19 protein-coding genes and 1 CRISPR repeat array are annotated in these 24941 nt (G+C 54.0%); of the genes, 12 read left to right on the forward strand and 7 right to left on the reverse strand.

Annotated features, from left to right (window positions below; all coding sequences use genetic code 11):
- The first annotated feature begins 283 nt into the window (after positions 1 to 283).
- The 5 genes from JL719_RS05245 (at position 284) to csb2 (ending at position 8748) form a co-directional block, all read left to right on the forward strand.
- Positions 284 to 1255: a helix-turn-helix transcriptional regulator gene (locus JL719_RS05245; RefSeq protein WP_033157068.1), complete on the forward strand. Its 972-nt coding sequence runs from the start codon at positions 284 to 286 to the stop codon at positions 1253 to 1255.
- Between the two features lie 92 nt (positions 1256 to 1347).
- Positions 1348 to 3702 carry a type I-G CRISPR-associated helicase/endonuclease Cas3g gene (gene cas3g, locus JL719_RS05250; protein ID WP_033157067.1) on the forward strand — a complete coding sequence of 785 codons (2355 nt, stop codon included), beginning with the start codon at positions 1348 to 1350 and terminating at the stop codon, positions 3700 to 3702.
- Positions 3699 to 6053, forward strand: a complete 2355-nt coding sequence (gene cas8g1 / locus JL719_RS05255; protein ID WP_051670063.1) for a type I-G CRISPR-associated protein Cas8g1/Csx17 — start codon at positions 3699 to 3701, stop codon at positions 6051 to 6053. The genes cas3g and cas8g1 overlap by 4 nt, the downstream gene beginning before the upstream one ends.
- 163 nt (positions 6054 to 6216) lie before the next feature.
- Positions 6217 to 7227 (forward strand): type I-G CRISPR-associated RAMP protein Csb1/Cas7g, encoded by a 1011-nt coding sequence (gene cas7g / locus JL719_RS05260; protein WP_033157066.1) that lies wholly within the window; start codon positions 6217 to 6219, stop codon positions 7225 to 7227.
- A gap of 3 nt (positions 7228 to 7230) precedes the next feature.
- Positions 7231 to 8748: a type I-G CRISPR-associated protein Csb2 gene (gene csb2, locus JL719_RS05265; RefSeq protein ID WP_033157065.1), complete on the forward strand. Its 1518-nt coding sequence runs from the start codon at positions 7231 to 7233 to the stop codon at positions 8746 to 8748.
- Between the two features lie 4 nt (positions 8749 to 8752).
- Here the strand turns inward: csb2 and JL719_RS05270 are convergent, their stop codons facing one another.
- Together JL719_RS05270 and JL719_RS05275 are read right to left on the reverse strand one after the other, a co-directional pair.
- Entirely contained in the window at positions 8753 to 9094 is a 342-nt protein-coding gene (locus JL719_RS05270) for a type II toxin-antitoxin system PemK/MazF family toxin (RefSeq protein WP_225893021.1), read from the reverse strand.
- Entirely contained in the window at positions 9094 to 9402 is a 309-nt protein-coding gene (locus tag JL719_RS05275) for a ribbon-helix-helix protein, CopG family (RefSeq protein WP_033157063.1), read from the reverse strand. The genes JL719_RS05270 and JL719_RS05275 overlap by 1 nt, the downstream gene beginning before the upstream one ends.
- Positions 9403 to 9475: 73 nt before the next feature.
- On the opposite strand from JL719_RS05275, the gene JL719_RS05280 reads away from it, so the two are divergent.
- The 4 genes from JL719_RS05280 (at position 9476) to JL719_RS05295 (ending at position 16700) form a co-directional block, all read left to right on the forward strand.
- Positions 9476 to 9679, forward strand: coding sequence for a hypothetical protein (locus JL719_RS05280; protein WP_033157062.1), 204 nt, complete (start codon positions 9476 to 9478; stop codon positions 9677 to 9679).
- Positions 9680 to 9703: 24 nt separating this feature from the next.
- Positions 9704 to 11425, forward strand: coding sequence for a CRISPR-associated endonuclease Cas4/Cas1 (locus tag JL719_RS05285; RefSeq protein ID WP_033157061.1), 1722 nt, complete (start codon positions 9704 to 9706; stop codon positions 11423 to 11425).
- Entirely contained in the window at positions 11425 to 11721 is a 297-nt protein-coding gene (gene cas2 / locus JL719_RS05290; protein ID WP_033157060.1) for a CRISPR-associated endonuclease Cas2, read from the forward strand. Before JL719_RS05285 ends, cas2 begins: the two co-directional genes overlap by 1 nt.
- A 209-nt stretch (positions 11722 to 11930) precedes the next feature.
- Positions 11931 to 12477: direct repeats of the CRISPR family, unit length 36 nt; unit sequence GCATTCCCCGGCCTCCCGCCGGGGCCTCATTGAAGG.
- A gap of 326 nt (positions 12478 to 12803) precedes the next feature.
- Positions 12804 to 16700 carry a PAS domain S-box protein gene (locus JL719_RS05295; RefSeq protein WP_129871351.1) on the forward strand — a complete coding sequence of 1299 codons (3897 nt, stop codon included), beginning with the start codon at positions 12804 to 12806 and terminating at the stop codon, positions 16698 to 16700.
- A gap of 32 nt (positions 16701 to 16732) precedes the next feature.
- Here JL719_RS05295 and JL719_RS05300 read toward each other — a convergent pair whose 3' ends face one another.
- Positions 16733 to 17008: a hypothetical protein gene (locus JL719_RS05300; protein WP_033157059.1), complete on the reverse strand. Its 276-nt coding sequence runs from the start codon at positions 17006 to 17008 to the stop codon at positions 16733 to 16735.
- On the opposite strand from JL719_RS05300, the gene JL719_RS05305 reads away from it, so the two are divergent.
- On the forward strand, positions 17007 to 18269 hold the full coding sequence (locus tag JL719_RS05305) for an alpha/beta hydrolase (RefSeq protein ID WP_033157058.1): 1263 nt from the start codon (positions 17007 to 17009) through the stop codon (positions 18267 to 18269). The two genes, JL719_RS05300 and JL719_RS05305, sit on opposite strands and share 2 nt — an antisense overlap.
- A gap of 105 nt (positions 18270 to 18374) precedes the next feature.
- On the opposite strand, the gene JL719_RS05310 is transcribed toward JL719_RS05305, so the two are convergent.
- Positions 18375 to 18998 (reverse strand): NUDIX domain-containing protein, encoded by a 624-nt coding sequence (locus JL719_RS05310; RefSeq protein WP_033157057.1) that lies wholly within the window; start codon positions 18996 to 18998, stop codon positions 18375 to 18377.
- Complete coding sequence (locus tag JL719_RS05315; RefSeq protein ID WP_033157056.1) at positions 18995 to 20104, reverse strand: PQQ-dependent sugar dehydrogenase; 1110 nt, start codon at positions 20102 to 20104, stop codon at positions 18995 to 18997. The genes JL719_RS05310 and JL719_RS05315 overlap by 4 nt, the downstream gene beginning before the upstream one ends.
- Positions 20105 to 20216: 112 nt before the next feature.
- On the opposite strand from JL719_RS05315, the gene htpX reads away from it, so the two are divergent.
- Both htpX and JL719_RS05325 read left to right on the forward strand, forming a co-directional pair.
- Positions 20217 to 21092, forward strand: a complete 876-nt coding sequence (gene htpX, locus JL719_RS05320) for a protease HtpX (protein ID WP_033157055.1) — start codon at positions 20217 to 20219, stop codon at positions 21090 to 21092.
- A 42-nt stretch (positions 21093 to 21134) separates the two neighbouring features.
- On the forward strand, positions 21135 to 21362 hold the full coding sequence (locus JL719_RS05325) for a DUF2835 domain-containing protein (protein ID WP_033157240.1): 228 nt from the start codon (positions 21135 to 21137) through the stop codon (positions 21360 to 21362).
- A 173-nt stretch (positions 21363 to 21535) separates the two neighbouring features.
- On the opposite strand, the gene JL719_RS05330 is transcribed toward JL719_RS05325, so the two are convergent.
- Together JL719_RS05330 and JL719_RS05335 are read right to left on the reverse strand one after the other, a co-directional pair.
- On the reverse strand, positions 21536 to 22045 hold the full coding sequence (locus JL719_RS05330) for an RNA polymerase sigma factor (protein WP_033157054.1): 510 nt from the start codon (positions 22043 to 22045) through the stop codon (positions 21536 to 21538).
- A gap of 447 nt (positions 22046 to 22492) precedes the next feature.
- The gene (locus JL719_RS05335) at positions 22493 to 24874 is read right to left on the reverse strand and encodes a TonB-dependent siderophore receptor (protein ID WP_033157053.1); all 2382 of its coding nucleotides are present in this window, start codon (positions 24872 to 24874) and stop codon (positions 22493 to 22495) included.
- Between the last annotated feature and the right edge of the window lie 67 nt (positions 24875 to 24941).

The raw sequence follows: 24941 nt of genomic DNA on the forward strand, positions 1-24941 counted from the left end.
TATGCAAGCGGGCTGGAGTCAGGAACGTAAAGTAAGGTTAAAGCTTTTTTGAGCCCATTATCACCAGCTTCTCCCAAAGGGCAATGGCAGTTTTTGCATGTCTTAAGCAAGGCTGGTAAGACAAGGCATCACCTTGCCAAGTTTAGCGGGTAAAAGTGTCATCATGAGGCTGGCTTTATAGGTTTTGGCAAACTCAGTCCGGCCCGTAAAGGTCGGCCCGGTCACGCTTGAAAAACTGGTCTAAGCTGTTAGCGACAAATCATCAGGGATAGAGATTTCAGCCATGCATCACCTCGACAAAATCGTCAAACTCCACGGCTTGCTGAAAAGCCGCCGCACACCCATTTCCGGACCGGAAATAGACAAAGAACTAGGTTGCTCCAAAGCCACCCGCCAGCGCTTGGTGGACGACTTGCGCGACCGTTTGAACGCGCCGCTGGTTTGCGACCGCAGCGCCGGCGGTTACTACTACGACCGCGACGACCCGCGCCATCCGTTCGAACTGCCCGGCATCTGGCTCACCGCCGCAGAACTGCAAGCCTTGATTGCCTGCGAACACCTGCTCGGCAACCTGGCGCCGGGATTATTGCAAAATGAAATCGGCCAACTCCGCGACCATTTGCAAAAACTGCTGGACCGCTCGCCGGGCGTCAAAACCCCGCAACTGGGCCGTATCAAAATCCTTAGCCAAGCCTACCGCAGCCGCAACGACGGCTTGTTTTTGACCTTGGTCCAAGCCCTGTTCAATCAACACCGGCTAATTATTCAGTATCACGCCCGCAGCGACGACCAAACCAGCGAACGGCCGGTATCCCCGCAAAACCTGGTCTTGTACAAAGACAACTGGTACCTCGACGCCTACTGCCACCAGCGCAACGAACCGCGTACCTTTGCGCTGGACCGCATCAGATCCGCAACCGCCAGCGGCGAACCGGCGCAACTGCTGGACCCGGCCACGCTGCAACAACATTTTGGCTCCTCCTACGGCATCTTCGCCGGCACGCCCAAACACACCGCCATCCTCAATTTCTCCGCCAAAGCCGGCCGCTGGGTCGCCGACGAAACCTGGCACAGCCAACAAGAATCCGAGTGGCTAACCGACGGCCGCTACCAACTGCGCATCCCGTTCAACCGTCACGAAGAGCTACTGATGGATATTTTGAAATACGGCGCCGAGGTGGAAGTGGTCGAGCCGGGTTTTTTGCGGGAATTGGTCAGGCAGAAAGCGGAGAAGCTGCTGGCAGTTTACAGATGACTTGAAAAATATTTGAACGAAAAAAATCTCGGCCTCAGGTTCTGAGACCGAGCCATGTTAGAAAACGTTTACCCTGATTCAAAAGGTTTGCCATGAGCGACTACAGCGCATTTTTCAGACAAGCAACATTGTTAGCGGAGCCGTTTCCGTATCAACAAACCCTGGCCCAAGCTGCTTGGCCGGATTTCCTGGAAATTCCAACCGGCCTCGGCAAAACCGCCGCAATCATATTGGCGTGGCTTTATAAACGTCAAGTCGCGCATGATGTCGACACGCCGCGCCGACTGGTGTACTGCTTACCGATGCGGGTTTTGGTCGAGCAAACCCAAGCCAACATCGATTCCTGGCTAGAACGCTTGAATCTGCAAGATCAAGTCAATGTTCACATTTTGATGGGCGGCGAAGACGGCCAATCCTGGGTTATGCAACCGGAAAAAGACGCTATTCTGATCGGTACTCAGGACATGCTGTTGTCGCGCGCCTTAATGCGCGGCTACGGCGTTAGCCGTTACCAATGGCCTGTGCATTTTGCCTTGCTGCATAACGATGCACTGTGGGTGTTCGACGAAGTGCAGTTGATGGGTGCGGGCTTATCGACCAGCGCGCAAGTGGAAGCCTTCCGGCGTACGCTGACAACCAGTGTCGTCACAAAAAGCCTTTGGGTTTCCGCCACCTTAAATCGCGATTGGTTGAATACAGTAGACTTTGCCGATTATTTGCCAAAGACAATCAGCTTGCCATTGAGCAGCGCCGAACAAACCCTTCCAGAGGTACAACGACGCATTAAGGCGATAAAGCGCCTTTCCAAAGCGGCATGCCTGCTAAGCACCGAAACCAAAAAAAACTACGTCGCGCAACTCGCCGAACTGGTTAGCCAACAGCATCAACTAGGGACGAACAGTTTGGTGATCGTCAATCGGGTCGAACGCGCGCAGCAGATATATGCGCAATTGAAAAAGCAAAAGCCGGCGGCGGAATTATTGTTGGTTCATGCCCGATTTCGGCTGCACGAGCGGCGGCAACTTAACCAGCGTTTACAGCAAGCGGCACCGGAAGCGGGCCGCATCATCATCGCCACCCAAGCCATCGAAGCCGGGGTGGATATTTCCAGCAAGACCTTGTTTACCGAGATTGCGCTGTGGTCGTCGTTGGTCCAACGTTTCGGGCGCTGTAACCGTTACGGCGAATATAACCAAACCGGCGGCGCGGATATTTTCTGGATCGACATCGAAGACGATGCCTTGCCTTACGCGCCGGAGGATTTTGCAGTTAGCCGCAGCCATATGCTGAGTCTGGAGAGCGCCGCGCCTTCCGAACTGCCGAAAGTGACCACCGAACAGGCGATTCATCCGGTCATACGCAAAAAAGATTTTCTGGATTTGTTCAACACCGATGCCGACCTGAGCGGCTTCGACACCGACATTTCCCCATTCATCCGTGACCAAGGCATGCCGCAACTGCGAGTGTTTTGGCGCGACATCGAAAAGCCGCAGACTGATGAACCGCAACCTTTGCATAGCGAGCTTTGTCCGGTGTCGATGGGACAAATCAAAGACTATTTCAAGGACAAGGAGCGGACCGCTTTCGTTTGGGACGGCTTGGCAAAAACCTGGAAAAAGATCGACCAGCCATTTCCGGGCATGACCTTGCTTCTGCTGGCTAGGCACGGCGGTTACGATCTGGAATCAGGCTTCGATCCCATCAAAAAACAAGCGGTGCCGGTCGTGTCGTCGGAAACGGCGCAAAGCGATGACAGTTTTACCGGCGACCAAGATAGCCGTAAAACCAAGGCGATAGAACTGCCCGCTCATTTGCGGCATGTTTTCGAACATGCCCAACACTTGGTAGATCAGGTGCAGGCCCAAGCAATCGGAAAACACGCGGTAGTTACAGCCGCTGCTTGGCATGACGTGGGTAAATCGCACAAAGTATTTCAACACACCATGCTGCAAGATGAACGGCTGAGCGATGAAAAGCTTTGGGCCAAATCCGCAGCAAACGCCGGTCACCAACGCCGATATTTCCGCCACGAACTGGCCTCCATGCTGGCGTGGCTAATCAACAACGCCGAACATCCGCAACGCGACCTGATTGCCTATTTGATCGTCGCCCACCACGGCAAAGTGCGCTTAAGCCTAAGAGCCATGCCGGACGAAAAGCCGCCCAAGGACAAACCGCATATTCTCTATGCCCGTGGCGTTTACCAAGGCGACTGTTTGCCGGAAGTTACCGTTCTCGACCAAGTCATGCCGGCTACCGAATTGCGGCTGGAATTGATGCAGCTGGGCGAAACCGAAGTGATGGGGGCGTCTTGGACCACGCGCGTGCAAACCCTATTGCGCGAACACGGCCCATTCGAACTGGCCTGGTACGAAATCCTGGTCCGCATCGCCGACTGGCGCGCCTCGGAAGCCGAACAACAAGACGGTATGGAGAATCCGCTATGAGCCACGAAATCGAGTTAAAAGGCTGCGCACCTACGCCGCTGGCCCATTACCTGAAGGCGCTGGGCATATTACGTTTGGTCGCGGAGCAGAAAGACCCGAATGCCAAAGGTCGCTGGCGGGACGAGGCCTTTCTGTTGCAAAGCAGTTTGGATAAAGAAAGCCTATTGCGGTTTTTTCTGGAGGAGTATCAACCTACACCAATTTTGACACCCTGGAATGGTCGTGGCGGCTTTTTAGAAGGTGACGATGAAGAAAAAGATGGGGATGACGAAGGTGGCGGACGTAAGGGGGCGCAAATGGTAGCGCTTTATACGGGTAATGTTCACGAACGGTTTGCAGACATCAAACTGGCATTAACCCAAATCGCAACCAATAAAACGCTCTCGGAGTTAAATCGAAGTCGTGCGCGTTTTAAAGTTCTTGATAAGTTAAAAAAAGCTAAGAAAGTGCTTTCGGACGACGAAACGAAAGAACATAAGACATTAGAACTTCTTATCAAAACTACCAAACGCGACTTACTCCAATCACTGCGCAATGATTTAGCAGGTTCGATTTTAAATTGGTTTGACGCTTGCCAGATTGTTGGGGAACGGCTAATGCATGCTCCGTTACTTGGAACTGGTGGTTTGGACGGTAGCATGGATTTTGGCGTTAATTATCTTGAGCGTTTAAGTCACCTAGTGGAAGTTTTAGAAACTGGCGAACCTAAACCTTGGGCAAATTCATTGCTAGAGCAATCGTTATTTCAGGAATCTACCCCTTTTATACCCATTTGGATTCCAGGACAGTTTGCACCAGGAAATATCGGCGCACCAAATTCATCTACCGGATTTTCCGGAGATTCCCGAGACAATCATTGGGATTATCTATTTACGCTGGAGGGTTCAATATTATTCGCTACCGCAGCAACAAAGCGATTACAAAGCGCTAGCGATGGCGCATTAAGCTACCCCTTCACTGTTAAAGCAATCGGGTCAGGAAGTGGCGCTAATAGTGCGCCCGATGTCGATCCGAAGAAAACTCGAGCGGAAATTTGGCTTCCTTTGTGGAATAAATCATCAAGCTTGGATGAATTGAGAATTTTATTTCAGGAGGGTAGAACAACTGTAGGTCGCAAACCAGCCAAAGACGGCTTGGACTTCGCGCGTGCGGTGGCGTCCTTGGGCGTGGATCGCGGCATTACCGAATTTCAACGCTACGGATTCATGATGCGTTCCGGTAAATCCTATCTGGCTACACCGATAAGCCGGATTGCAACGCGCGCCAATCCATCGGCAGAATTGATTAACGATTTGGAACGCAACCGCTTTTTGGACAGTTTGCGCCGCTTTGCCCGCAGTGACAAAGCGTCGGCGCGATTGGCCTCATTGGCGCATCAACTGGAAAACCGTTTGTTCGACCTCACGCGCGGCGCGGATCGTCGGGTTTGCCAAGACATTTTGATGTTACTCGGCAAAATTCAACGCACTGTCAGTATCAGCTCGAAAGCGAAAGAGGAAATTCATCAACCGATACCCTTATTAAGCTCGCAATGGCTGATGGCCAGCGACGATGCCAGCTCAGAGTTTCGTTTGGCCTGCGCTTTGGCCGGCTTAAAAGCCGTTGGCGGCGGAGCAAAAAAATCCGCATTGCAGGAAAGCCCTACCGAATCGATTGTCGAGGCGTCTGCCGGCTTACCTATGCGCCTTCATTTTGCCGGCATCAAACTCGACAAGAAACGCTATGTCTGGGACAACGAATCGCGGCTGGCCGTTTGGGGCGAAGGTTCTCTCACGCAAAATCTGAATGAAACCCTGCGTTGCCGCTGGCTGACGGCGCAACGGCTTTCACATGCGGACAAACCTTTTGCCTATGGTGTCGGTGCAAATCAAGCCGATATAGCCGCATTTTTGGCTGGCTCGGTCGATGACCTGCGTATTAGCGATTTGGCGCAGGGTTTGGCGTTGCTCAAGGAATTCAACTCAACCGGACTTCAAACATGGGCAACCCGCCATGCGGCATTGCCCAACGCCTACGGCGTGCTTAAGCCGTTTTTCGTGCCGGATCGCGAATTGGTCAGAATCGGTTTCTTGGCGGCGGATGCCCACTTACCGCTACGCGGCGAGTTGCTGTCCTGGTTGGCCGCCAATCAAACGCAAAAAGCCGTCGATTGGGCTTGGGCCAAGCTGCGCCAGGTCGGTGTTGGTTTGCCGCATTTCCCGCAGCAAGCGCCAAGCGCGGTTGGAATCGATGGGCCTCGCCTGTTGGCGGCGTTGGCTTTTCCGCTCACATTCGGCCAACTGAAAAGTCTGTTGTTGACGCTGGGCGCCGGTGAAAAAGCAACAGAACAGCAAACCGAATCGGTCCAATGACATTTACCTCAGATATTCCTTGTTCCAACACGCCGCGTTGGAATACCGGGCTTGACCGTGCGGTGGTCTGCCTAGGCACCGCAGCGCGGTGCATTCGGGTTACCACGCAGCGCATGGTAACCAGGGAATTACATATTTTTATTTTGTTACCAGGAGATAAACCATGAGTATCGACTTTTCCGCTCTACACGCCGCCCCGAGACTGTTGATCGAGGCCGAATTACAACCCCTGCAAGGCGCACGTTTTCAGCCCACCGGTTTTCCCGACTTGGGCGCCGCCGTTTACGATGGGCCTAACGGTAATCGACTGCTGCTGGTGGAATCGGCGCAGAGTATGGCTAACCGGATGGAGACCGTTTGCTGGGATGCGCCTAACGATGATTGGGTTGATGCTTTAAAAGGCTTACCCTTGATTAAGGTGATTGATAATCAAGGGAAACCTTTAACCAACACAGTACAGGAAGCCCACCGCCTAAACTCGGCATACGTCCTTGAGGGTAAAGACCAAACAGTTTTCGATAAATTGAAAGCCGAATTGGCGGACATGGACGAGGGAGCAGTAGATCTCAAAAAGCTCGCTGCGGTCGTACTGAGATACGACGCAAACGCCTTACTCCACGGCTTGTTTCTTGCCAAAAAAGAATTGGCCGGCGGCCGGCTACGCTTGCCGCGCGTCGTGTCGTCGTTCATCGAAGCGGAAGATGTAAATTTGGCGCAAAGCGGCGGCGTCAAAAACGACCATGTAAAACCAGGCAAAGGCGATGAAGGCCAGACATCTAAAGAAGGTTTTGGCAATATTCCTTTCTCCAGAACGGAATACACCGCACCCAAAATCATCGCTTACTTCAACATCGACCTCGCCCAAATACGCGGTTTTGGCTTGGGCAATGCGGTGGAGCAATTGCTGATTGCCTTGGCGCTCTACAAAATCCGGGCGGTTCTGGACTTCGGTTTGCGCTTGCGCACCGCCTGCGATTTGGATGTCAAGCAACTGACCGTTACCCGTCCCACCGCCTGGGAATTACCTGAGCGTAATACCCTGGAAGCCGCGTTACCGGGTTTGATTGCCGCCGTTGCCGCCGAAAACCGTTTTGCCGAGCCGCGCGTTACCACGGTCACCTGGGAAAAAGGCAAAGCCAAAAAAGCCAAGGCTGAAACGGAAAGCGAGGACTAAGCCATGCTTACGCTATCGCTCAGCTTTCCCGGCGGGCGTTACCACGCCACGCCGTGGGGCAAGCACGTCAACGAAGCGGACGTGGCTTGGCCGCCCGACCCATGGCGCTTGACCCGCGCTTTAATTGCTACCTGGCACCGCAAACTCGATCATCAGCTTTACCCTGAGGCCTTGCTGACAAGCTTGCTCGGTTTGCTGGCGGACGAACCGCCGCATTACTGGCTGCCGACGGCGGTGCACAGTCATACCCGACACTACATGCCCAATCGCCAAAAATCCACGTTGATTTTCGACGCCTTTGCCCGCATCGATCCAACTGACGCGCTGATCGTGCACTGGCCCGAATGCCGACTGAACGAGGCGCAAACCAAATTGCTGGACGAGCTTTTAAACTGCATCAGCTATGTCGGACGCGCCGAGTCTTGGGTGGAGGCAAAACGCCTCGACAATTGGAACGGTGAACCAAACTGTTTTCCGGGAAGCAGCCAAATCGATCAGGAAACCGGCGAGATTCAGGCCGAACCGGTGCAGTTATACGCACCGCTTACGCCCGATGCCTACGCCAATTTTCAGCAGCAAATGCAGACCGGCTTAGCCTTGCGTAAGTTGAAAGCGTCGGAATCGAAAAGCATCAAGAAAACCCTGCCGACTAGTTGGTTGGAGGCTGTCAGCCTGGACACCGCCGACTTGCAAAACGCCGGCTGGAGCGCGCCGCCCGCCGCGCAAAAAATTCTCTATCAGCGCCCGATTCAGGCATTGAAAAGCAGCGTTGCCAGCCACGCCAAACCTAAACCAAGGCCGTCTGCCGACACGGTGCGTTACGCCGTTTACGGCAAGCCGCTGATGCGCGAATTGGATACCATCAGATTTGCCGAGCACGTGCGCCGAGCGGTGATGGGTAAGGCCAAATGGACATTGGGCGAAACCGCGATTCCTCCGTTGCTGTCCGGGCATGGCTTGAATGCCGATAACCGCCACTGCCACGCCTTTTACCTGCCGCAAGCCGACTCCAACGGCCTGCTCGATCACGTGCTAATTCACGTCCCGGCCGGTATTGACGGTGACATGCGCCGGGTTTTCGGCGAGTTAAAAACGGTCAAAGGCTTTGACGGCCAGGAATGGCACTTAATGCTGGAGCATATCGGCCAGCGTGAAGATTTCGAAAGCGTCTCGCCTATCGTCCAAACCGCCAGTGTTTGGCAGTCGCAAACGCCGTATCTACATCCGTGGCATTGCAAAAAAGACTTCGATGTATCGGCACAGATTCGGCGGGAATGCCGGGAGCGTGAGTTGCCGGAACCGACGGGTATCCAGCCCTTACCGACCATCAAGCCGCACGGCCGCGAACTCCGCCCGATTGACTTTCACCGCTTTCGAAGCAAAAGGGGGCTAGTGCAACCGGATACTCGCGGTTCGTTCTGGCAACTGACGTTCGCCGAACCGGTTACCGGACCGCTGGCATTGGGTTTTGGCTGCCATTTTGGCTTGGGTTTGTTCGCTCCGGTAAAAGCCAATGAATAATGGCTCACCACAACCCCATCACCCCTCGCAAACTCTTCTCCACCGCCGCCAGTTCCTCGGCGGTGACGGTGGCGAGGGGGCCTTCGCCGAAGCGGGAGCGGTCGATGGCGCGCAGTTGTTCGGCCATAACGTAACTGGCGGCTTTCAATCGGCCTTGCGGGGCAATCGGTATCCGCAACGGCGCCAGGTTTGGTCGAAACTGGCTGGTCAGCGGCACCACCACGATGGTGGGCAGGCCGCCGGTAATCAGCGTATCGTCCTGCAACACCAGCACCGGTCTAATTTTGCCGATTTCGGCGCCCTTGTTGGGGTTCAGATTGGCGGTCCACACCTCGCCGCGTTTCATCATTCCCACCATTTTTCGTCGGGGTTTATGCCGGCGGCGCGTTCATCAGCAATTATTCGGTCGAGACCATCGTCCACCGCGTCGAAATCCGCGGCAATTTGTAGCGCTTCCGCTCTGGCTTGCGGATCGTTGGCCAAGGCGCGCGCCGCGGCCACCATTTCCGCCATAAACCGCTCGCGTTCGCGGCGGGCCAAGTATTCGGTGATCGCCAGGCGGGCGATTTCCGATTGGCTTTTGCCTTCCAATTGGGCTTCGGCTTTGAGGTTGGCTTCCACATCGTCGGGTAAACGCAGGCTGATGGCGGGCATGGCGGGCTCCTTCAAAAGACAAAATGACAGACAAATTGTATGACAAAACGTATAACAAGCCTGGTTTTTTAACATGTGCGATGCAACGACAAGCGATTGGCCCGAAGACGCGCCTGTGCCCTTAGATCATCCGGAGATTCCGCCGTTAATCCTTGAAGCCGTTTTACAGTATTGGCAACCGGGGTATGTCTTGCATCGAATGGTCACAAAGCAAGGCTTGGAGTGGTGGCTGCTCGATACCGAAGGCGGGTTGATCGAAGCGTTTTGGCTTAACTAAATTTTAAGAGCAATCGAGCGAATCATGTCCGACGACCAAGTACCCATCCAGCTAGAGCTACCGCTACCGTTCCCGGAGCTATCCGGCGACATGCCCTTGTTGCCGGCGCGGATGATCAACGAATACCAGTACTGCCCGCGCTTGGCTTATCTGGAATGGGTGCAGGGCGAATGGGCGGCGTCGGCGGACACCGTGGAAGGCGACCACGCACATCGCCGGGTGGATACGCCGTCCAAAAGCTTCCCGGAAGCGGACGAGTTGGAGGAAACCGATAAGCTGCATGGCCGCTCTATCACGTTATCGTCTAACCGTTTGGGTCTGATCGCCAAGCTGGATTTGATTGAAGCCGAGGATGGCTTGGTCACGCCCATCGATTACAAACGCGGTAAACGTCCGCATGTGGCGCGCGGCGCTTACGACCCGGAACGGGTACAGCTTTGTGTGCAAGGCATGGTGTTGCAGGAACACGGTTATGTCTGCGAGGAGGGCGCCTTGTACTTTGTGCAAAGCCGCGAGCGGGTGCGGGTGGCTTTCGACGAAGAATTGAAGCAACTCACCGCCAATGCCATCAACGGTTTGCGCTTGATTGCCGCCGGTGGCCATATTCCGGAACCCTTGCAGGACAGCCCCAAGTGTTCGGGCTGTTCGCTGGTGGGTATTTGTCTGCCGGACGAAGTCAATTACCTGCGCCACGCCGACCTCGAACCCCGGCCGCTGGCGGTGATGCGCGACGAAGCATTGCCGGTTTACGTGCAAGCCTGGAAGGCCAAGATCGGCAAAAAGGGCGAGGAGCTTGAAATCAGCATCGACGACGACAAGGTGCAAACCGCGCGGCTGGTGGACACTTCGCAAGTGGTGGTAATGGGCAACGTCTACATCACTACGCCGTGTTTGCAAGACCTGATGAAGCGCGAGATTCCGGTCAGTTGGCACAGCTACGGCGGCTGGTTTGTCGGCCACACCATCGGCACCGGCCATAAGAATGTCGAGTTGCGCACCGCCCAGTACAAAGCCAGTTTCGACGACAAAACCTGTCTGGCGATAGCACGCAACCTGGTGCGCGCCAAAATCCAGAATTGCCGAACCCAGGCCCGGCGCAATTGGCGCGCCGACGAGCCGGTGGAAATGTTGCTGGAACCGCTGAAGTCCCTGGCCGACAAATCGCAACGTGCGCTGGATTTACCGCAATTGTTGGGTATCGAAGGCGCGGCGGCGGCCTTGTATTTCGGCGCGTTCGATAAATTGATCAAAAAGCCGGACGACAGCAAACAGATGAGTTTTGACTTCAACACCCGCAACCGCCGCCCGCCCACCGATCCGGTCAACGCCTTGCTGTCGTTTGCGTATGCCATGCTGGTACGCACCTGGACCATGAATCTGAGCGCGGTTGGCCTGGACCCGTATCGCGGCTTTTACCACCAACCGCGTTACGGCCGCCCGGCGTTGGCGCTGGATTTGATGGAACCGTTTCGGCCCATCATCGCCGATTCCACGGTATTGCAAGTCATCAATAACGGCGAAGTGCGGCCCACCGACTTTATCTGTGCCGCCGGCAGCGTGGCCCTGAACGAGGGCGGCCGCAAGCGCTTCATCACCGCCTTCGAACGGCGCTTAAGCCAGGAAATAACCCATCCCATCTTCGGCTACAAGGCCAATTATCGGCAGGTGTTCGAGATTCAGGCGCGCTTGTTCGGCCGCTATTTGCTTGGCGAATTGCCGGAATATCCCAACTTCACCACCCGCTGATGGCTGCCCTCGAACACCTGTATATCGTGACTTACGACATCAGCGATACCAAACGCTGGCGGCGGGTGTTTCGGCTGATGAAAGGTTATGGCGATTGGCTGCAATTGTCGGTGTTTCAATGCCGGCTGAGTCGTAAGCGCCATGCGGAATTAATCGCGCTGTTGGATGGCATCATCCATCATAGCGACGACCATGTTCTGATCATCAATGTCGGGCCGGCGGAAACGGTGAAGCCCTCGGTGGTCAGTTTGGGGAAGGATTTCGATGTGGTGGAACGTCAGCCGGTCATCGTCTGATGTGGATTTTCCGCCGCCGCTTTGCGAGCGCTGTAGTGGCGCGCAAAAACCGGTCAGCTCTCGCAAGCTGGCAGCTCTTTAACAATCAAACACTTAGCAAGTTGGATTGGCGCGGCGCAAACTTTTCCGCTAAAGTTGAGCGGCCGTTTTACGCAGTCCTCGCAAACGGCCCGCGCAGGCCGCGCCAATCATGGCCTCCAGCCCGCGCTGCATTCCCCGGCCTCCCGCCGGGGCCTCATTGAAGGCGGCACTAATACAAACGACGGAAACGGCAACAACCCGCATTCCCCGGCCTCCCGCCGGGGCCTCATTGAAGGTGTCGCTGCAGAAGATTCTCGGGCATGCCGATATCGGCATTCCCCGGCCTCCCGCCGGGGCCTCATTGAAGGGACGCTACGCAAATCAAGGCGGAAATAATTACCCATAGCATTCCCCGGCCTCCCGCCGGGGCCTCATTGAAGGGGAAAGGGAATGGCGATTAAGGCCCAAGAGGACGGTGCATTCCCCGGCCTCCCGCCGGGGCCTCATTGAAGGTGCGATTAAAGTCGGTTGATATTTTCCGGCGCCTATTTGGCATTCCCCGGCCTCCCGCCGGGGCCTCATTGAAGGCGAAGGCATTACTTTTGGTGATTTGGTTAAAACGATTGGCATTCCCCGGCCTCCCGCCGGGGCCTCATTGAAGCATAGGGTGGGTTAGTACTAGACTGTTTGGCCTGGGTAGCATTCCCCGGCCTCCCGCCGGGGCCTCGTTGAAGCACTTCGCCTTCCAGCCGCGCCATACGCTCCGACTCGGGCATTCCCCGTCTTCCCGCCGGAGCACTCAGCCCGAACGGCACATCCGTGATAAATAGGGCCGGGTCAATAATCCAAGCGTATTCCCCCCAACCATCTACCTGCTGCCAGCATTTAATTCCACATAAAAAGTGGCTAAACCTTACGCTGTTTGGGCTAGCTGCTATGTTTAGTTGTATCGGATTTAGAGAATCCAAATGCGGGTTATGCGTTAGCTAACGGATACGGGGCGACGGTATGTCGTTCAAGTTCCCTAAATCGTGCAAATCACTATTACCGATCTTCCTGCCATGAATGACATTCTAAAGTTTCTGACCGACAATAATTTTATGCCGCATGGCTATTGCCTGAGCTGGTCGCCGGGTTTGTTGTGGACCTTTGTGATCAGCGATGGCTTGATATTTCTGTCTTACTTTTTGCTGCCGGTTGCCTTGGGTTATTTCGCGCGGCATCGGCAGGATTTTCCGTATGTCCGAGTGTTGTGGCTGTTTGTGGTGTTCATTCTGGCCTGCGGTACGACGCATCTGATGGATGTGGTGGTGATTTGGGAACCACTTTACGGACTGGATGCTTTTGCCAAAGTGGTGACGGCGATAGTTTCGGTGATAACGGTGGCGGTGCTGATACCGCTGATTCCCAAAGCGCTGCAATTGCCCAGCCCGGCGCAGTTACGCGAGGCCAACGCCCAGTTGCAGCAGGAAGTGGCCGAACGTGAGCGGGTCGAGCAGGCCCTGAAAGCGGCGAACGTATTGCTTGAGCAGGGCTTGGTGGCGGAACGTACCCAGTTGGCGGCGCTGGTCAATTCTTCCGACGATGCGATTATCGGCAAAAATTTGGACGGAATCGTTACCAGTTGGAACCCCGCGGCCGAACGTATCTTCGGTTACAGCGCCGTTGAAATTATTGGTCAGCCGATCACGCTGCTGTTTCCCGCCGAACTGGTGATCACGGAAGCCGAATTGCTCCAGCGGATTTTAAACGGCGAGCGGATCAGCAATTACGAAACCCAGCGGGTGCGTAAAGACGGCAGCCGGATCGAGGTCGCCTCGACGATTTCGGCTATCAAAGATGGCGACGGCAAGGTCATCGGCGCGTCGAAGATCGTCCGCGACATCACTGAGCGTAAGCGTATCAAGGCGGCGCTGCGGGAAAGCGAAGCTAATTTCCGTAAATTGTTCGATGTGGCACCGGTGCCGATGGCGCTGGTCGCCGCCGACGGTACGATGCTGGCTTTGAACCAGTCTATTGCCCGGACTTTTGGTTATACCTTGTCCGACATCCCAACCGTCGAGGATTGGTGGCAACATGCGTATCCCGATCCGGAGTACCGGCAAACGGTTTTCGACACTTGGCAGAATTTGCAGCAGCGCGCGGCCGAGCAGCAGGCACCGATAGAATCTCACGAATATCAAGTGACTTGTAAAAACGGCGACGTGCGCACCGCTATCATCTCCGGGGTGACGATAGGCGACAATTTACTGGCAACGTTGATGGACATCACCGAGCGTAAGCGTGCGGAGGAGACGCTGCGTAAATTATCCTTGGTAGTCGAGCAAAGCCCGGAGAGCATCGTTATTACCGACCTGGATGCGCGCATCGAATACGTCAACGAAGCCGTGATCCAGACCACCGGCTACACGCGCTCCGAGCTGTTGGGCCAAAAAGCCAGTCTGTTTAAATCGGGCAAGACCAAGCCGGAGTATTTTGCGGTGCTTTGGGATAATTTGACGCACGGCCGGTCCTGGCAGGGCGAGTTTATCAATAAGCGCAAGGATGGCCACGAGTTTGTGGAATCGGCTATCGTGGCGCCGATTCGCCAGCAAGACGGGCGGATTAGCCATTACATGGCGATCAAGGACGACATCAGCGAGAAGAAGCAGATGCTCCTAGAGTTGGAGAGCTATCGCGAGCATCTGGAAGAATTGGTGGTTGAACGCACCGAACAATTGGCCGATGCGATGCAAGCGGCGGAAGTGGCCAATGTGTCGAAAAGTGCCTTTTTGGCGAATATGAGCCACGAAATCCGCACGCCGATGAACGCGATTATTGGTTTGACGCATTTGCTGCAAAACACCACGCTGGATGCCAAGCAGCGTGAACAGCTGGCGAAAATTTCGGTCGCTGCCCAGCATTTGCTGGGCATCATCAACGACATTCTGGATTTCTCCAAGATCGAAGCCGGCAAATTGGTGTTGGACATCGGCGATTTCGATCTTGACCAGGTTTTCAAAAGTTTGAACGACCTGATTTGCGACCGCGCCGCCGAGAAAGGTTTGGAAGTGATTAACCGTATCGACCCGGCGCTACCGGCGGTGTTACGGGGCGATGCGCTGCGGCTGGGACAAATTTTGCTCAATTTTGCCAGTAATGCCGTCAAGTTTACCGACGCCGGACACATCGTGTTTCGGGCTAAATTGCTAGCCAAAAATCCGGTGGGGATTGTGGCTCGATTCGAAATCAGCGACACCGGCATCGGCATGAATGCCGAGCAATGCAGCCGTTTGTTTCAAGCCTTCGAACAAGCCGATTCCACCACGTCGCGGCGTTTCGGCGGCACAGGTTTAGGCCTAGCCATCAGTAAGCGTCTGATCGAAATGATGGGCGGCACGGTGGGTGTGCAGAGCAACTTGGGGCACGGCAGTACGTTTTGGCTGGAATTGCCGTTTGAGTATGCGGTGGGGTCGGCGCTGCAATTGCCTAAGCCGGATATTCGTAAAGGTTTAAAAGTATTGGTGGTAGACGATGTGGCCGAGGCCCGCGAAGCCATCGCCCACATGCTGACGCGGTTCGAGGCGCGGGTGAGCGTCGCCGATTCCGGTTTGGCGGCCGTGCAACAGGTTGTCGATGCCCGGCAAGCCGATGCACCGTTCGATCTGGTGCTGATGGACTGGATGATGCCGGGGGTAGACGGCATTCAAACCGCGCGCCGGATGGGCGAAATCCTCGGCGAGGCCTTACCGAAAATTGTCTTGGTGACCGCCTATAGTTACGACGGCAGCGCCGAGGACTTGTACAGCGTCGGGATTGTGGGGCATCTTGCCAAACCGGTGACGCTGTCGGCCTTACACGATACGATTGCCGGCGTGCTGTCGGGATGGCGGCAAAAAGCGCCCGCGGATGCGCGGCATCCGGATTTATCCCGCCTAAAAGGCCGACGGGTGTTATTGGCCGAAGACAATCTGATCAATCAGGAAGTGGCGTTGGAGTTGTTGCAAGACGCCGGTTTGGTAGTCGATTTGGCCGAAAACGGCCGGATCGCTTGCGATATGGCCGCCAAACAGTTGTACGACCTGATTCTGCTGGATGTGCAAATGCCGGAGATGGATGGTATGGCCGCCAGTTTGGCGATCAGGCGTATGCCGGGGCGGGAAAAGACGCCGATATTGGCCATGACCGCCAACGCCTTCGACGAAGATCGGCGCGCCTGTCTGAGCGCTGGGATGAATGACCACATTCCCAAACCGGTGAATCCGGAGGTGCTGTACGACGTGATGTTACGCTGGATGCCGCCTTTGCCGCCCAGCCCGCCTGCCCGCGTTCATAAAACCCCGGATGAGCAAAACGACGGCAACGCGGCGCTGCTCGAGCGTTTGGCGAACATTCCGGGCCTGGATTTGCAGGCCGGTTTACACAATCTGCAACACAAGCTGCCGTTTTATTTGCGCCAGTTACGCCATTTCGCGCAGCGGCATGCGGCCGAAGCCGACAATATCCGGCATTTATTGGCGGTGGGCGATTGGGAGTCCGCACAAAGAGCCGCACATTCCTTAAAAAGCAGTGCCGCAACCTTGGGAATAACCCACATCCGGGAGACCGCCGAGGGTATTGAGATCACGTTAAAACAGCGCGCGGCCGCAGCGGCCGAGTCCTTGCAAATTCCGCTAAAACAATTGACGGAGCAACTCGCCTGGTTTATTGCGCAGATTCTCGATGTGTTGCCGGCTGAACCTGCGCTTCAAGACATTTCGCCGCCCACCTATTCCGAGGAAGCGCTGCGTGCGGTGGTCGAAGGCCTGCGGATATTACTGGAGGAGGGCAATATTCAATCGCAAGTTTATGTACAAAACCATCGGGAGCAATTACGGCAAGCTTTTGGCCACGAGGGTGTCGCATCGTTGCTGCGGCATGTCGAGGTGTTTGCTTTCGACCAAGCCTTGGATGTTTTGCAGCGCGATCCGCACCTTTAGCCGGCTGAGACGGGTTTACCCATTTTTACAATTTACCTGCGCCGCTTGATACCGCTGTCGGCGATAATGCCGCACTCGAACCTGTCGCCGATTTTTTGCCGGAGTTGCAAAGTCATGTCCCAAGCTAATAAATTTTTTATGAATCCGGCCCTGTTTATCACGGGTATGCCGTTCCGGCTGGATGCGTCCAAGCCCAGGCGGCGGCGTCCTTCGATAAACTCCGTACCTTCAAGGGCATTAAGGCTAACGGGATTTGAGGGCTGGGTTAGCCATAAAGCGTGCCGATTGCTGTTGGCCTGTGCGCTCATGCTGCTAGCGGCTTGTTCCTCCAGGCCGCCGCTGCCCAGTCAGGAAGATCAGCAAGAAAAATTGAGTGAAATATTGAGCAATGGCGGCTACAAAACCGCGCGGAATTTTCCGGTGGATGTTACGCACGATGTCTGGATTTATCAGCAAACGGAACTGGAAGTAGAGCTGGTCGGGCCGAGTGCGCCGGGAAGCTATCCGTTGATTATTTATCTGCCCAGCTTGGGCGAAGATGCTAAAGCCGGGCGTTTGTGGCGGGAAACCTGGGCCAAGGCCGGCTACCTGGTGTTTAGCATGCAGCCGGTGCCGGTCAGCCAAGCCTTGAAGGCCTTGGAGGCGGAGCGGCGCTTCGATGACCCGGAGGAGATTCCGGACGACGACAATACGGAGCTGGCTGATGAAAATATGGCGTTGCGACCTGAGCCGACTAGCGGCGGTTGGTTTGGTGACAAGCCTCGTCGGCAATCGCGGACGGCTAGGGAAAGCGAATTGCGTTATGTCGGTCATCAATACTTTGGCGTGGAGAATCTGAAAACCCGCTTGGCGCAACTATTTTGGGCCTATGCGCAACTGCAAACGCGCGCCGGCTTACGACAACCTTTGTATGCGTCTGCCGATTTCAGCAAGGTGATACTGGCGGGCTACGACCTGGGTGCGCAAACCGTGACGGCAGCCTTGGGCGAGAATTTTGGTAGCGGTTTGCCGCGCGCAGACCAATTGAAGCCGGTGGCTGCGATGGTGTTGAGTCCGTCGGTGGATTTGGCGGAAGGCAACGTGCGCAGCCGGTTTCAAGCTTTGCGTCTGCCGATGCTGACGATTACCGGTAGCGAGGATAACGATCCTTACGCGATTAGTTCCGCCGCCGTGCGTACGGCGGTTTGGGAACAGGCCCCGGCCGGCGGCAAATATCTGTTGTTATTGCGCGGCGCAGGGCATCGTTTGCTGTCAGGCAATGAGTTGGGCGGGCGGTTTGGCTTGAGCGGGGTGCGGCGCGGCGACTTCGGCATGGATTCCGGCGGCGGTCCGGGCGGACATAGTGGCGGCGGGCGGCGCGGCATGAGTGCTGGCGGTGCAGGCGGCGGCTTATTTGGCAAAACAGAGCGCCGCGATCCGAACTTGGGTTATAAACAAGTGGCAGCCATCGCCAGCGTGTCCAGCGCATTTTTGGATATGCTGATTAAAAAAGACGAGTTTGCCCAAGCCTGGCTGAATGAAAAAGCCGGCAAATGGCTGGATAGGGCAGGTACTTTACAAACGCGATAGCCGGCAAAACCTAGGCGTATCGCCTGTTGGCCTTGCCAGTGGACGCGGGCGAAAGCTTGCCCGACCGCTGTGTTTTGCGGGCTAGAGCCCGGTTCACCGTGGCAGTTACCACGCGGGCGAATTAAGTCCGGCCAACCAGCGGGCACGTAATTGCTCACGATGAATATACAGCCATTGAATGGCAAGGATGGGGATGCCGGATTCGATCTTGCCGTCTTCCAGCATTTGAAATGCCTCGTCGAATTTGACGGCTGTGACGCGGATGTCTTCATCTTCCTCGTCCAGGCCGTGAATGCCGCCGACCCGGCTGCTATCGACCCGGCCACAGAACAGGGTAATCCACTCCGATGAGCCGCCTGGGGTGGTGAAGAACTGTTTGATTTCGATCAGTTCTAAAATCTCGCAGCCGGCTTCCTCGCGCGCTTCGCGATAAGCGACTTCGTCAGCGGTTTCACCCGCTTCAATCGCACCGGCCACAATTTCCAGCTGCCATGCCCGCTCCGGTTGCAGGACTGCGCCGACTCGGAACTGTTCTATCAATACCACTTCGTCGCGGTCCGGATCGTATAGCAGCACGGCCACGCAATTGCCGCGGCGGAATAGTTCGCGCTTTAACGGGGGACTCCAACCGCCGTTGAACAGCGTGTGTTTCAGGGTGTATTGCTCCAGCCGGAAAAAGCCTTCATACACTACCTGCGTATCCAGTATCTGAAATTGTTTGTCGCTCATCGGCCGTAGCTTACCCGGTAGATGACGCCCAAACTGTCGTCGCTGATCAATAAGCTGCCGTCCGGCATTTGCAGAATGTCGTTCGGCCGTCCCAGTACTTGGCCGTCCGCTGTCAGCCAACCGCTGATGAAGGGTAGTTCGTTATAGGCTTGGCCTTCGCGGAATTTGACCACATTGACCTGGTAACCTTGCGGTACAGTGCGGTTCCAAGAGCCATGTTGGGCGACGAATAGCTGCCGGAAATAAGTGTCCGGAAATTGTTTGCCGGTATAAAAACGCATACCGAGCGGGGCGATGTGGGCTTTATATTTCCAGGCAGGCGCTTTAAATTTGTAGCATTGTTTATCGCCGATATACTCCGGGTCGGCAAGGGTGCCGGCGTGGCAATAAGGGAAACCGAAATGCTCGCCTTTTTGATTCCATTCGTTCAATTCGTCGGGCGGTAAGTCGTCGCCCAGATAGTCGCGGCCGTTGTCATTGAAAAACAGATGGCCGCTACGGGTTTCCCAATCGAAACCCACCGTGTTGCGAATGCCGCGAGCCAGGATTTCCATATCGCTGCCATCCGGGTCCATGCGAATCAGCGAGCCGTAAATCGGTTTGTCCGGGTCGCAGACGTTACAAGGCGCGCCGACGGCGGTGTATAACTTGCCGTCGGGTCCGAAGCGCAAATATTTCCAGCCATGGTGGCGGTCGGAGGGAAACTGGTCGAATACTGTGACCGCTTTGGGCGGGCTGGCCAAACGCTGGCCAACCTCGTCGAAACGAATGATGCGGTGAATTTCAGCGACATATAACGTGCCGTCTTTGTAAGCCACGCCATTGGGTAGATTGAGCTGTTGAATGATCAGATATTTTTGTTCGGCAACACCGTCGCCATCCTTATCCTGTACCGCATAGACGCTGCCTTGCCGGGAACCGACATAGACCACGCCATTGTCGCCCAGCGCCATTTGCCGGGCGTTGGGAACGTCGTCGGCGAATATTCTGATATTAAAACCCGGCGGCAGACGTAATTGTTTTAGCACGGCCTCTTGTTCGGGGGTGGCTGCCAGACATAGCTGTGTAGCGGCAAACAGCATCAATAGCGACTTTATAATTCTCATTTTTATGTCCCTCAAGTAAACTTTGGCAGATGTTAACACTCTATAGCCTTGAATTTAATCTTTGGGCTCCCCAGATTAAACCCACTTTATAACAACACAGGAAAGTTACGCCATGATGAGAATAGTGCTGTTTTTGGCCACTAACGTGGCCATTATGATTGCGATCAGCATCATATTTAGTGTATTTGGCTTACAAGGCGCACTCGATGCTCAGGGCGTCAACTTGAACATCGAAGGCCTGCTGGCTATGTCCGCAGTGATTGGGATGACCGGTTCGATTGTTTCCTTGTTCATGTCTAAATGGTCTGCGAAAAGCGCGATGGGCGTGCATGTCATCGAGCAGCCGCAAAATCAAACCGAGCAATGGTTGATCAGCGTGGTTGAACGCCAAGCCCGGCAAGCCGGTATCGGAATGCCGGAAGTGGGGATTTTCGATGCCCCGCAAGCCAACGCCTTCGCTACTGGCGCCAGCAGAGACAACGCCTTGGTGGCCGTCAGCACCGGTTTGCTGCGCAGCATGAGTGCCGATGAAGTGGAGGCGGTGGTCGGTCACGAGATCAGTCACGTTGCCAATGGTGACATGATTACCATGGCCTTGATGCAAGGGGTGGTGAATACCTTTGTCTACTTCTTCGCAACCATCATTGGCTATGTGGTGGATCGCGTGGTGTTCAAAACCGAACGTGGTTACGGTCCGGCCTACTATGTGACGCAAATGGTGGCGCAAATTGCCTTGTCGATTTTGGCGTCCATGCTGGTGATGTGGTTCTCGCGTTACCGCGAATTCCGTGCCGATGAGGGTGGGGCTAACCTGGCCGGCAGGCAGAAAATGATCGGCGCCTTGCGTGCCTTACAACGTTCGCATGAGCCTGCTGAATTGCCCGGCGAATTGGCGGCATTTGGTATCAACGGTGGTGGCGTACAACGCTTGTTTATGAGCCATCCGCCTTTGGAAGAACGCATCGCCGCCTTGCAAAACATGCGTTAGAACGCTCCCTTGCCGCGCCGGGTCAACCGGCGCGGCTTTTTTATGGCTAATCAATTCATTCGCTTCAAGTTGGATCTCAGTTACGACCAATATTTGGCCGTTTATCAAGGCGTCGCCAAAACCGTGGTGACGATTGCCGATGACGGCCGGCGCATCGTCTTTCCCGCGGGCAATATTCAGCGGTATCTAAGCAAATCCGGCATCCAGGGCCATTTTGAAATGGAGTTGGGGGCGGGCAATAAGTTTGTCGGCATCAAAAAGCTGGCGTGACGGCTTAAATCTTAGCCATGTTCGCGTTAATCGTTGATGTCGTCCCGGCGGACTGGCGGGACCAGGAAACCACCGAGTGCGCTGGATTTCGGCAATCCATGCCAATGACGGCGTTGACGATCCTTCAATGGCTAACGCAAACATTGCTTAAATCTTTCCGCTATCCCCTCAAGTTAACCATCATCCAAGTTCGCGCCGGCCAACATGCGTCCGGTTTGGTACAGCACCCGCTCGACCTGGCGCTCCGAGATCTGTAATTCGGCGGCAATGTGCTGATGGCGCTTGCCGTCTAGCCGACGCAAGCACCAGATTTGCCGATTGAGCGCGGGTAAGCCGCGCAGCCAGTTTTCGGCTGCCAACCATTGCTGCTCGCCTTGCACCATCCGCTCAGGTAAAGGACAGGGACATTGCCAGTCCTGGTCCAACGCCCCGCCGTCCCGTGCTTGTTGCCGGGCTTGGCTGCGCAGATAATCCAAAGCCAGATTGCCCGCCACCCGGTACAGAAATGCCCGGCAATTGGTGATGGCATCCTGCCCTGCATAGTAGGCAATATGCAAAAAGGTATCTTGCAGCAAGTCGGCTGCCGCCTCCCGGCAATTGACCTGGCGCAGCAGAAATTGCTGTAGCTCGGTTTGGTGGCGTAAATACGCGGCAGTTAAGGGTGGATAATGATCGTTCAACATTGGGCATGCCTAATTTTGCCGCATTTATAGCTGTACGTTGACGCGCGTGAGCACCGAGCAACGCTATTCGCTTGGTGAGCAAGCCACCGGTAACCTAACAGCGATTTAAAAATGATCCCTTCCTGATGAGTAATCAGTAGGGTGGATAAGCCGTGCGCATCCACCAAGATTGCCGGATAATTTTCTTTTTTGCGGGTTGGGGTGAGGTAACGAACCCCAACACGACAACCGTTGAACCACCAGCCAAACGTCAAAGCGAGACATCGCGACCCAAAAAATTATCAGCAAGGAGCAACGGGCAAACCGGTCGAAAATGTTGGGGTTCGTTACCTCACCCCAACCTACCAAAACCCAACTTACCAAGTTACGCAAACCCAACGTACAAGGTTAAAATTTCATTGTAATTTTAATGAAAACAATGAAAATTAAGCATTTAAGCCAATAAATTTAATACTCTACCCTGATCGATCCCATAAAGTTTCTTGGCATTCCAACTTCAATATCTGAGCGATCTTGTGAAGCGGGATAATAGGTTTTGTCCATAAGATTATTGACATTCAGTTGAGCAGTTAAATGACTTTTTCCTACTTTCCATCCATAACTGCTTAACAAATTGACCGTGGCATATCCAGGTAATATCGCTGTGCTCGAGTCATTATTAGTATTTCTAGCACCTCTAGCAATAACGCCACCGCCAAATTTCAAGCCTTGGAGAACGCCTGATTGAAGCTCATAAGTAGTAAATATGCTGCCACCGTGCAATGGCACTCCCTGAAAACGTCTGCCTAATTGGCCTGCACTGCCAACAGTTACGGAAGCGTCAGGGGTATAAGCATAAGCTCCAATAATATTCCATCCCGGTAATATCTCGCCTTTTAGATCTAGTTCTAAGCCTGCGCTTCTTGCTTCGCCAATCGCAAGAGAAAATCCTGGATGATCTGGATCAGATATAGCAACATTTTGTTTTGTTAAATCAAACCACGCGAGCGTTCCAAGAAACCTTTTATGGAATAGCTCGGTTTTTATACCTAATTCCCATTGTTGAGCGCTTGTTGGAGATAAGAATTTACCTCCGAATCCAGTTCCATTTACACCGCTGAAGTTTTCTGTATAGCTACCATAAAAACTAAGTTCAGGAATCGGCTGCCAAACAATGCCGCCTCTTGGCACTAAGCTATCCTGTCTTGGTTCTTTGGTAGACTGTCCATTAAAGTTACTGCTCGATTCAGTGCTGTCATATCTCATACCACCCAGAATTTGGATGTTATAAGGAAGCTTAATTTGATCTTGGAAATAGAGACCAAACCAATCCTGAATGCCAGAGTATTTTATATAATCTGCTGGATTCCCTCTTGCAGTAGCCAAGTCAGGATATTGTGGCTTGTATATATTGATACTATCAAATATAAATCCTTGGGTTGTATTAATCGAATATCTGTAATGATCGCCACCTAGTAATAAAGTGTGTCCTAATCCTAATGTTTCAAATTTGCCTGTCAAATTTAGACTATTAAAATAAACAGGCTGCTTACTAGGGTCTTGAAATTGCACTAATCCAAAGCGTCCCATGTTTCCATTTGCGTCTGGAGAACCGTCTGTATCTGATGCCACTCCGTCCGTTCCAATCCATTGCGCATTAAACCGATGACTGAGTTTCCAGTTATCGTTAAATGCATGAGACCAATTGATGCCTACCATTGTCCGCTCGTAATTGTAAGGGTAAGGGTTGCTTGTAAATCTTTCACGGGGTAGGTTTGCAGGGCGGTCGCCAATTGCCGGAATACCTCTGTCATAAACAATATGACCAGTGTCATATTCCATTTCAAAATTTACTTGAGTTTTTGGGCTTATATTCCAAGTGACAACTGGTGCTAAAAATGTTCTCTCACTATTGACGAAGTCTCTGAATGAGTTCGCACTTTTGTAGGCAAGATTAAATCTATATAAAAGCGACTTATCGTCGTTAATTGGTCCCGTTGCATCAACTGTTGTTCGATATAAATCAAAGGAACCAAATTGTTGTTGCAATGAATAATAAGGAGTTTCAAGCGGTTTCTTTGTCACATAATTAACCATTCCACCAGGGCTGGTTAATCCGTATAAAAGCGAAGCAGGTCCTTTCAATACCTCAACCCTTTCAGTACTTGCCAAATCTCGACCGCCAGTAACGTAACCGGCAATTGGAAAAGGCATCCCATCGCGATAGTCTCCTTGTGGATAGTTATCAAAACCTCGCCTTGTCGATGCTTCTAAAAAATCACCCGATCCGCCACTACGGTAAACACCGCTAACATAATCCAGCGCATCGTTTGGTCTAATGCCTTGAATATCTTCTAACACCTGTTTAGGCACGACTTGTATCGAATAAGGTGTTTCCATAATCGGCGTATCAGTCTTGGTCGCTGTAGACGCATTGGGCAAACTGTAATCTGGATTATAAGGATCGGTCGAATCATAAACCGCCTTCCCAGCAACCGTCACCGCCGGCAAAGTCGTCGTCGCATTGCTTCCGATTTCAGCCGCTTTAACTGCCACCGCATCCTCCGCCGTAAAGGTATAGGTCAACCCCGTGCCGGCCAGTAACTTTTGCAAGGCTTCCCGCGCGGTAAAGTCACCTTGAATGCCGCTGGTTTGCTTGCCTTTCAGCGCGTCACCATCACTAAAGATTTGGATGTGGGTTTCCGCTGCCAGTGCTTTTAATGCATCACTCATGCTTTGCGGGGCAATGCTCAGGTGGTGAGTTTGTTGTTCGGCAAGCGCTGCGCCGGTTGCAGACAGGATTGCCAGTGCCAGCAGGCTGCGACGCGGTTTCCATGTGAATTTTTTCATTATTGATCCTCTGATTGCTGAAAGGTCTGTGCCGTTTATTCCGGCTCATAAAGTAAGACAGCTCAGC

It is taken from the genome of Methylomonas sp. LW13 (assembly GCF_016865255.1).
In the GTDB taxonomy this organism is placed as follows: Bacteria; Pseudomonadota; Gammaproteobacteria; order Methylococcales; family Methylomonadaceae; genus Methylomonas.

Coding starts and splice junctions, on each gene's coding strand:
- JL719_RS05245 (WP_033157068.1), top strand. CDS start 284: ATGCATCACCTCGACAAAATCGTCAAACTCCACGGCTTGCTGAAAAGC.
- cas3g (WP_033157067.1), top strand. CDS start 1,348: ATGAGCGACTACAGCGCATTTTTCAGACAAGCAACATTGTTAGCGGAG.
- cas8g1 (WP_051670063.1), top strand. CDS start 3,699: ATGAGCCACGAAATCGAGTTAAAAGGCTGCGCACCTACGCCGCTGGCC.
- cas7g (WP_033157066.1), top strand. CDS start 6,217: ATGAGTATCGACTTTTCCGCTCTACACGCCGCCCCGAGACTGTTGATC.
- csb2 (WP_033157065.1), top strand. CDS start 7,231: ATGCTTACGCTATCGCTCAGCTTTCCCGGCGGGCGTTACCACGCCACG.
- JL719_RS05270 (WP_225893021.1), bottom strand. CDS start 9,094: ATGAAACGCGGCGAGGTGTGGACCGCCAATCTGAACCCCAACAAGGGC.
- JL719_RS05275 (WP_033157063.1), bottom strand. CDS start 9,402: ATGCCCGCCATCAGCCTGCGTTTACCCGACGATGTGGAAGCCAACCTC.
- JL719_RS05280 (WP_033157062.1), top strand. CDS start 9,476: ATGTGCGATGCAACGACAAGCGATTGGCCCGAAGACGCGCCTGTGCCC.
- JL719_RS05285 (WP_033157061.1), top strand. CDS start 9,704: ATGTCCGACGACCAAGTACCCATCCAGCTAGAGCTACCGCTACCGTTC.
- cas2 (WP_033157060.1), top strand. CDS start 11,425: ATGGCTGCCCTCGAACACCTGTATATCGTGACTTACGACATCAGCGAT.
- JL719_RS05295 (WP_129871351.1), top strand. CDS start 12,804: ATGAATGACATTCTAAAGTTTCTGACCGACAATAATTTTATGCCGCAT.
- JL719_RS05305 (WP_033157058.1), top strand. CDS start 17,007: ATGCTGCTAGCGGCTTGTTCCTCCAGGCCGCCGCTGCCCAGTCAGGAA.
- JL719_RS05300 (WP_033157059.1), bottom strand. CDS start 17,008: ATGAGCGCACAGGCCAACAGCAATCGGCACGCTTTATGGCTAACCCAG.
- JL719_RS05310 (WP_033157057.1), bottom strand. CDS start 18,998: ATGAGCGACAAACAATTTCAGATACTGGATACGCAGGTAGTGTATGAA.
- JL719_RS05315 (WP_033157056.1), bottom strand. CDS start 20,104: ATGAGAATTATAAAGTCGCTATTGATGCTGTTTGCCGCTACACAGCTA.
- htpX (WP_033157055.1), top strand. CDS start 20,217: ATGATGAGAATAGTGCTGTTTTTGGCCACTAACGTGGCCATTATGATT.
- JL719_RS05325 (WP_033157240.1), top strand. CDS start 21,135: ATGGCTAATCAATTCATTCGCTTCAAGTTGGATCTCAGTTACGACCAA.
- JL719_RS05330 (WP_033157054.1), bottom strand. CDS start 22,045: ATGTTGAACGATCATTATCCACCCTTAACTGCCGCGTATTTACGCCAC.
- JL719_RS05335 (WP_033157053.1), bottom strand. CDS start 24,874: ATGAAAAAATTCACATGGAAACCGCGTCGCAGCCTGCTGGCACTGGCA.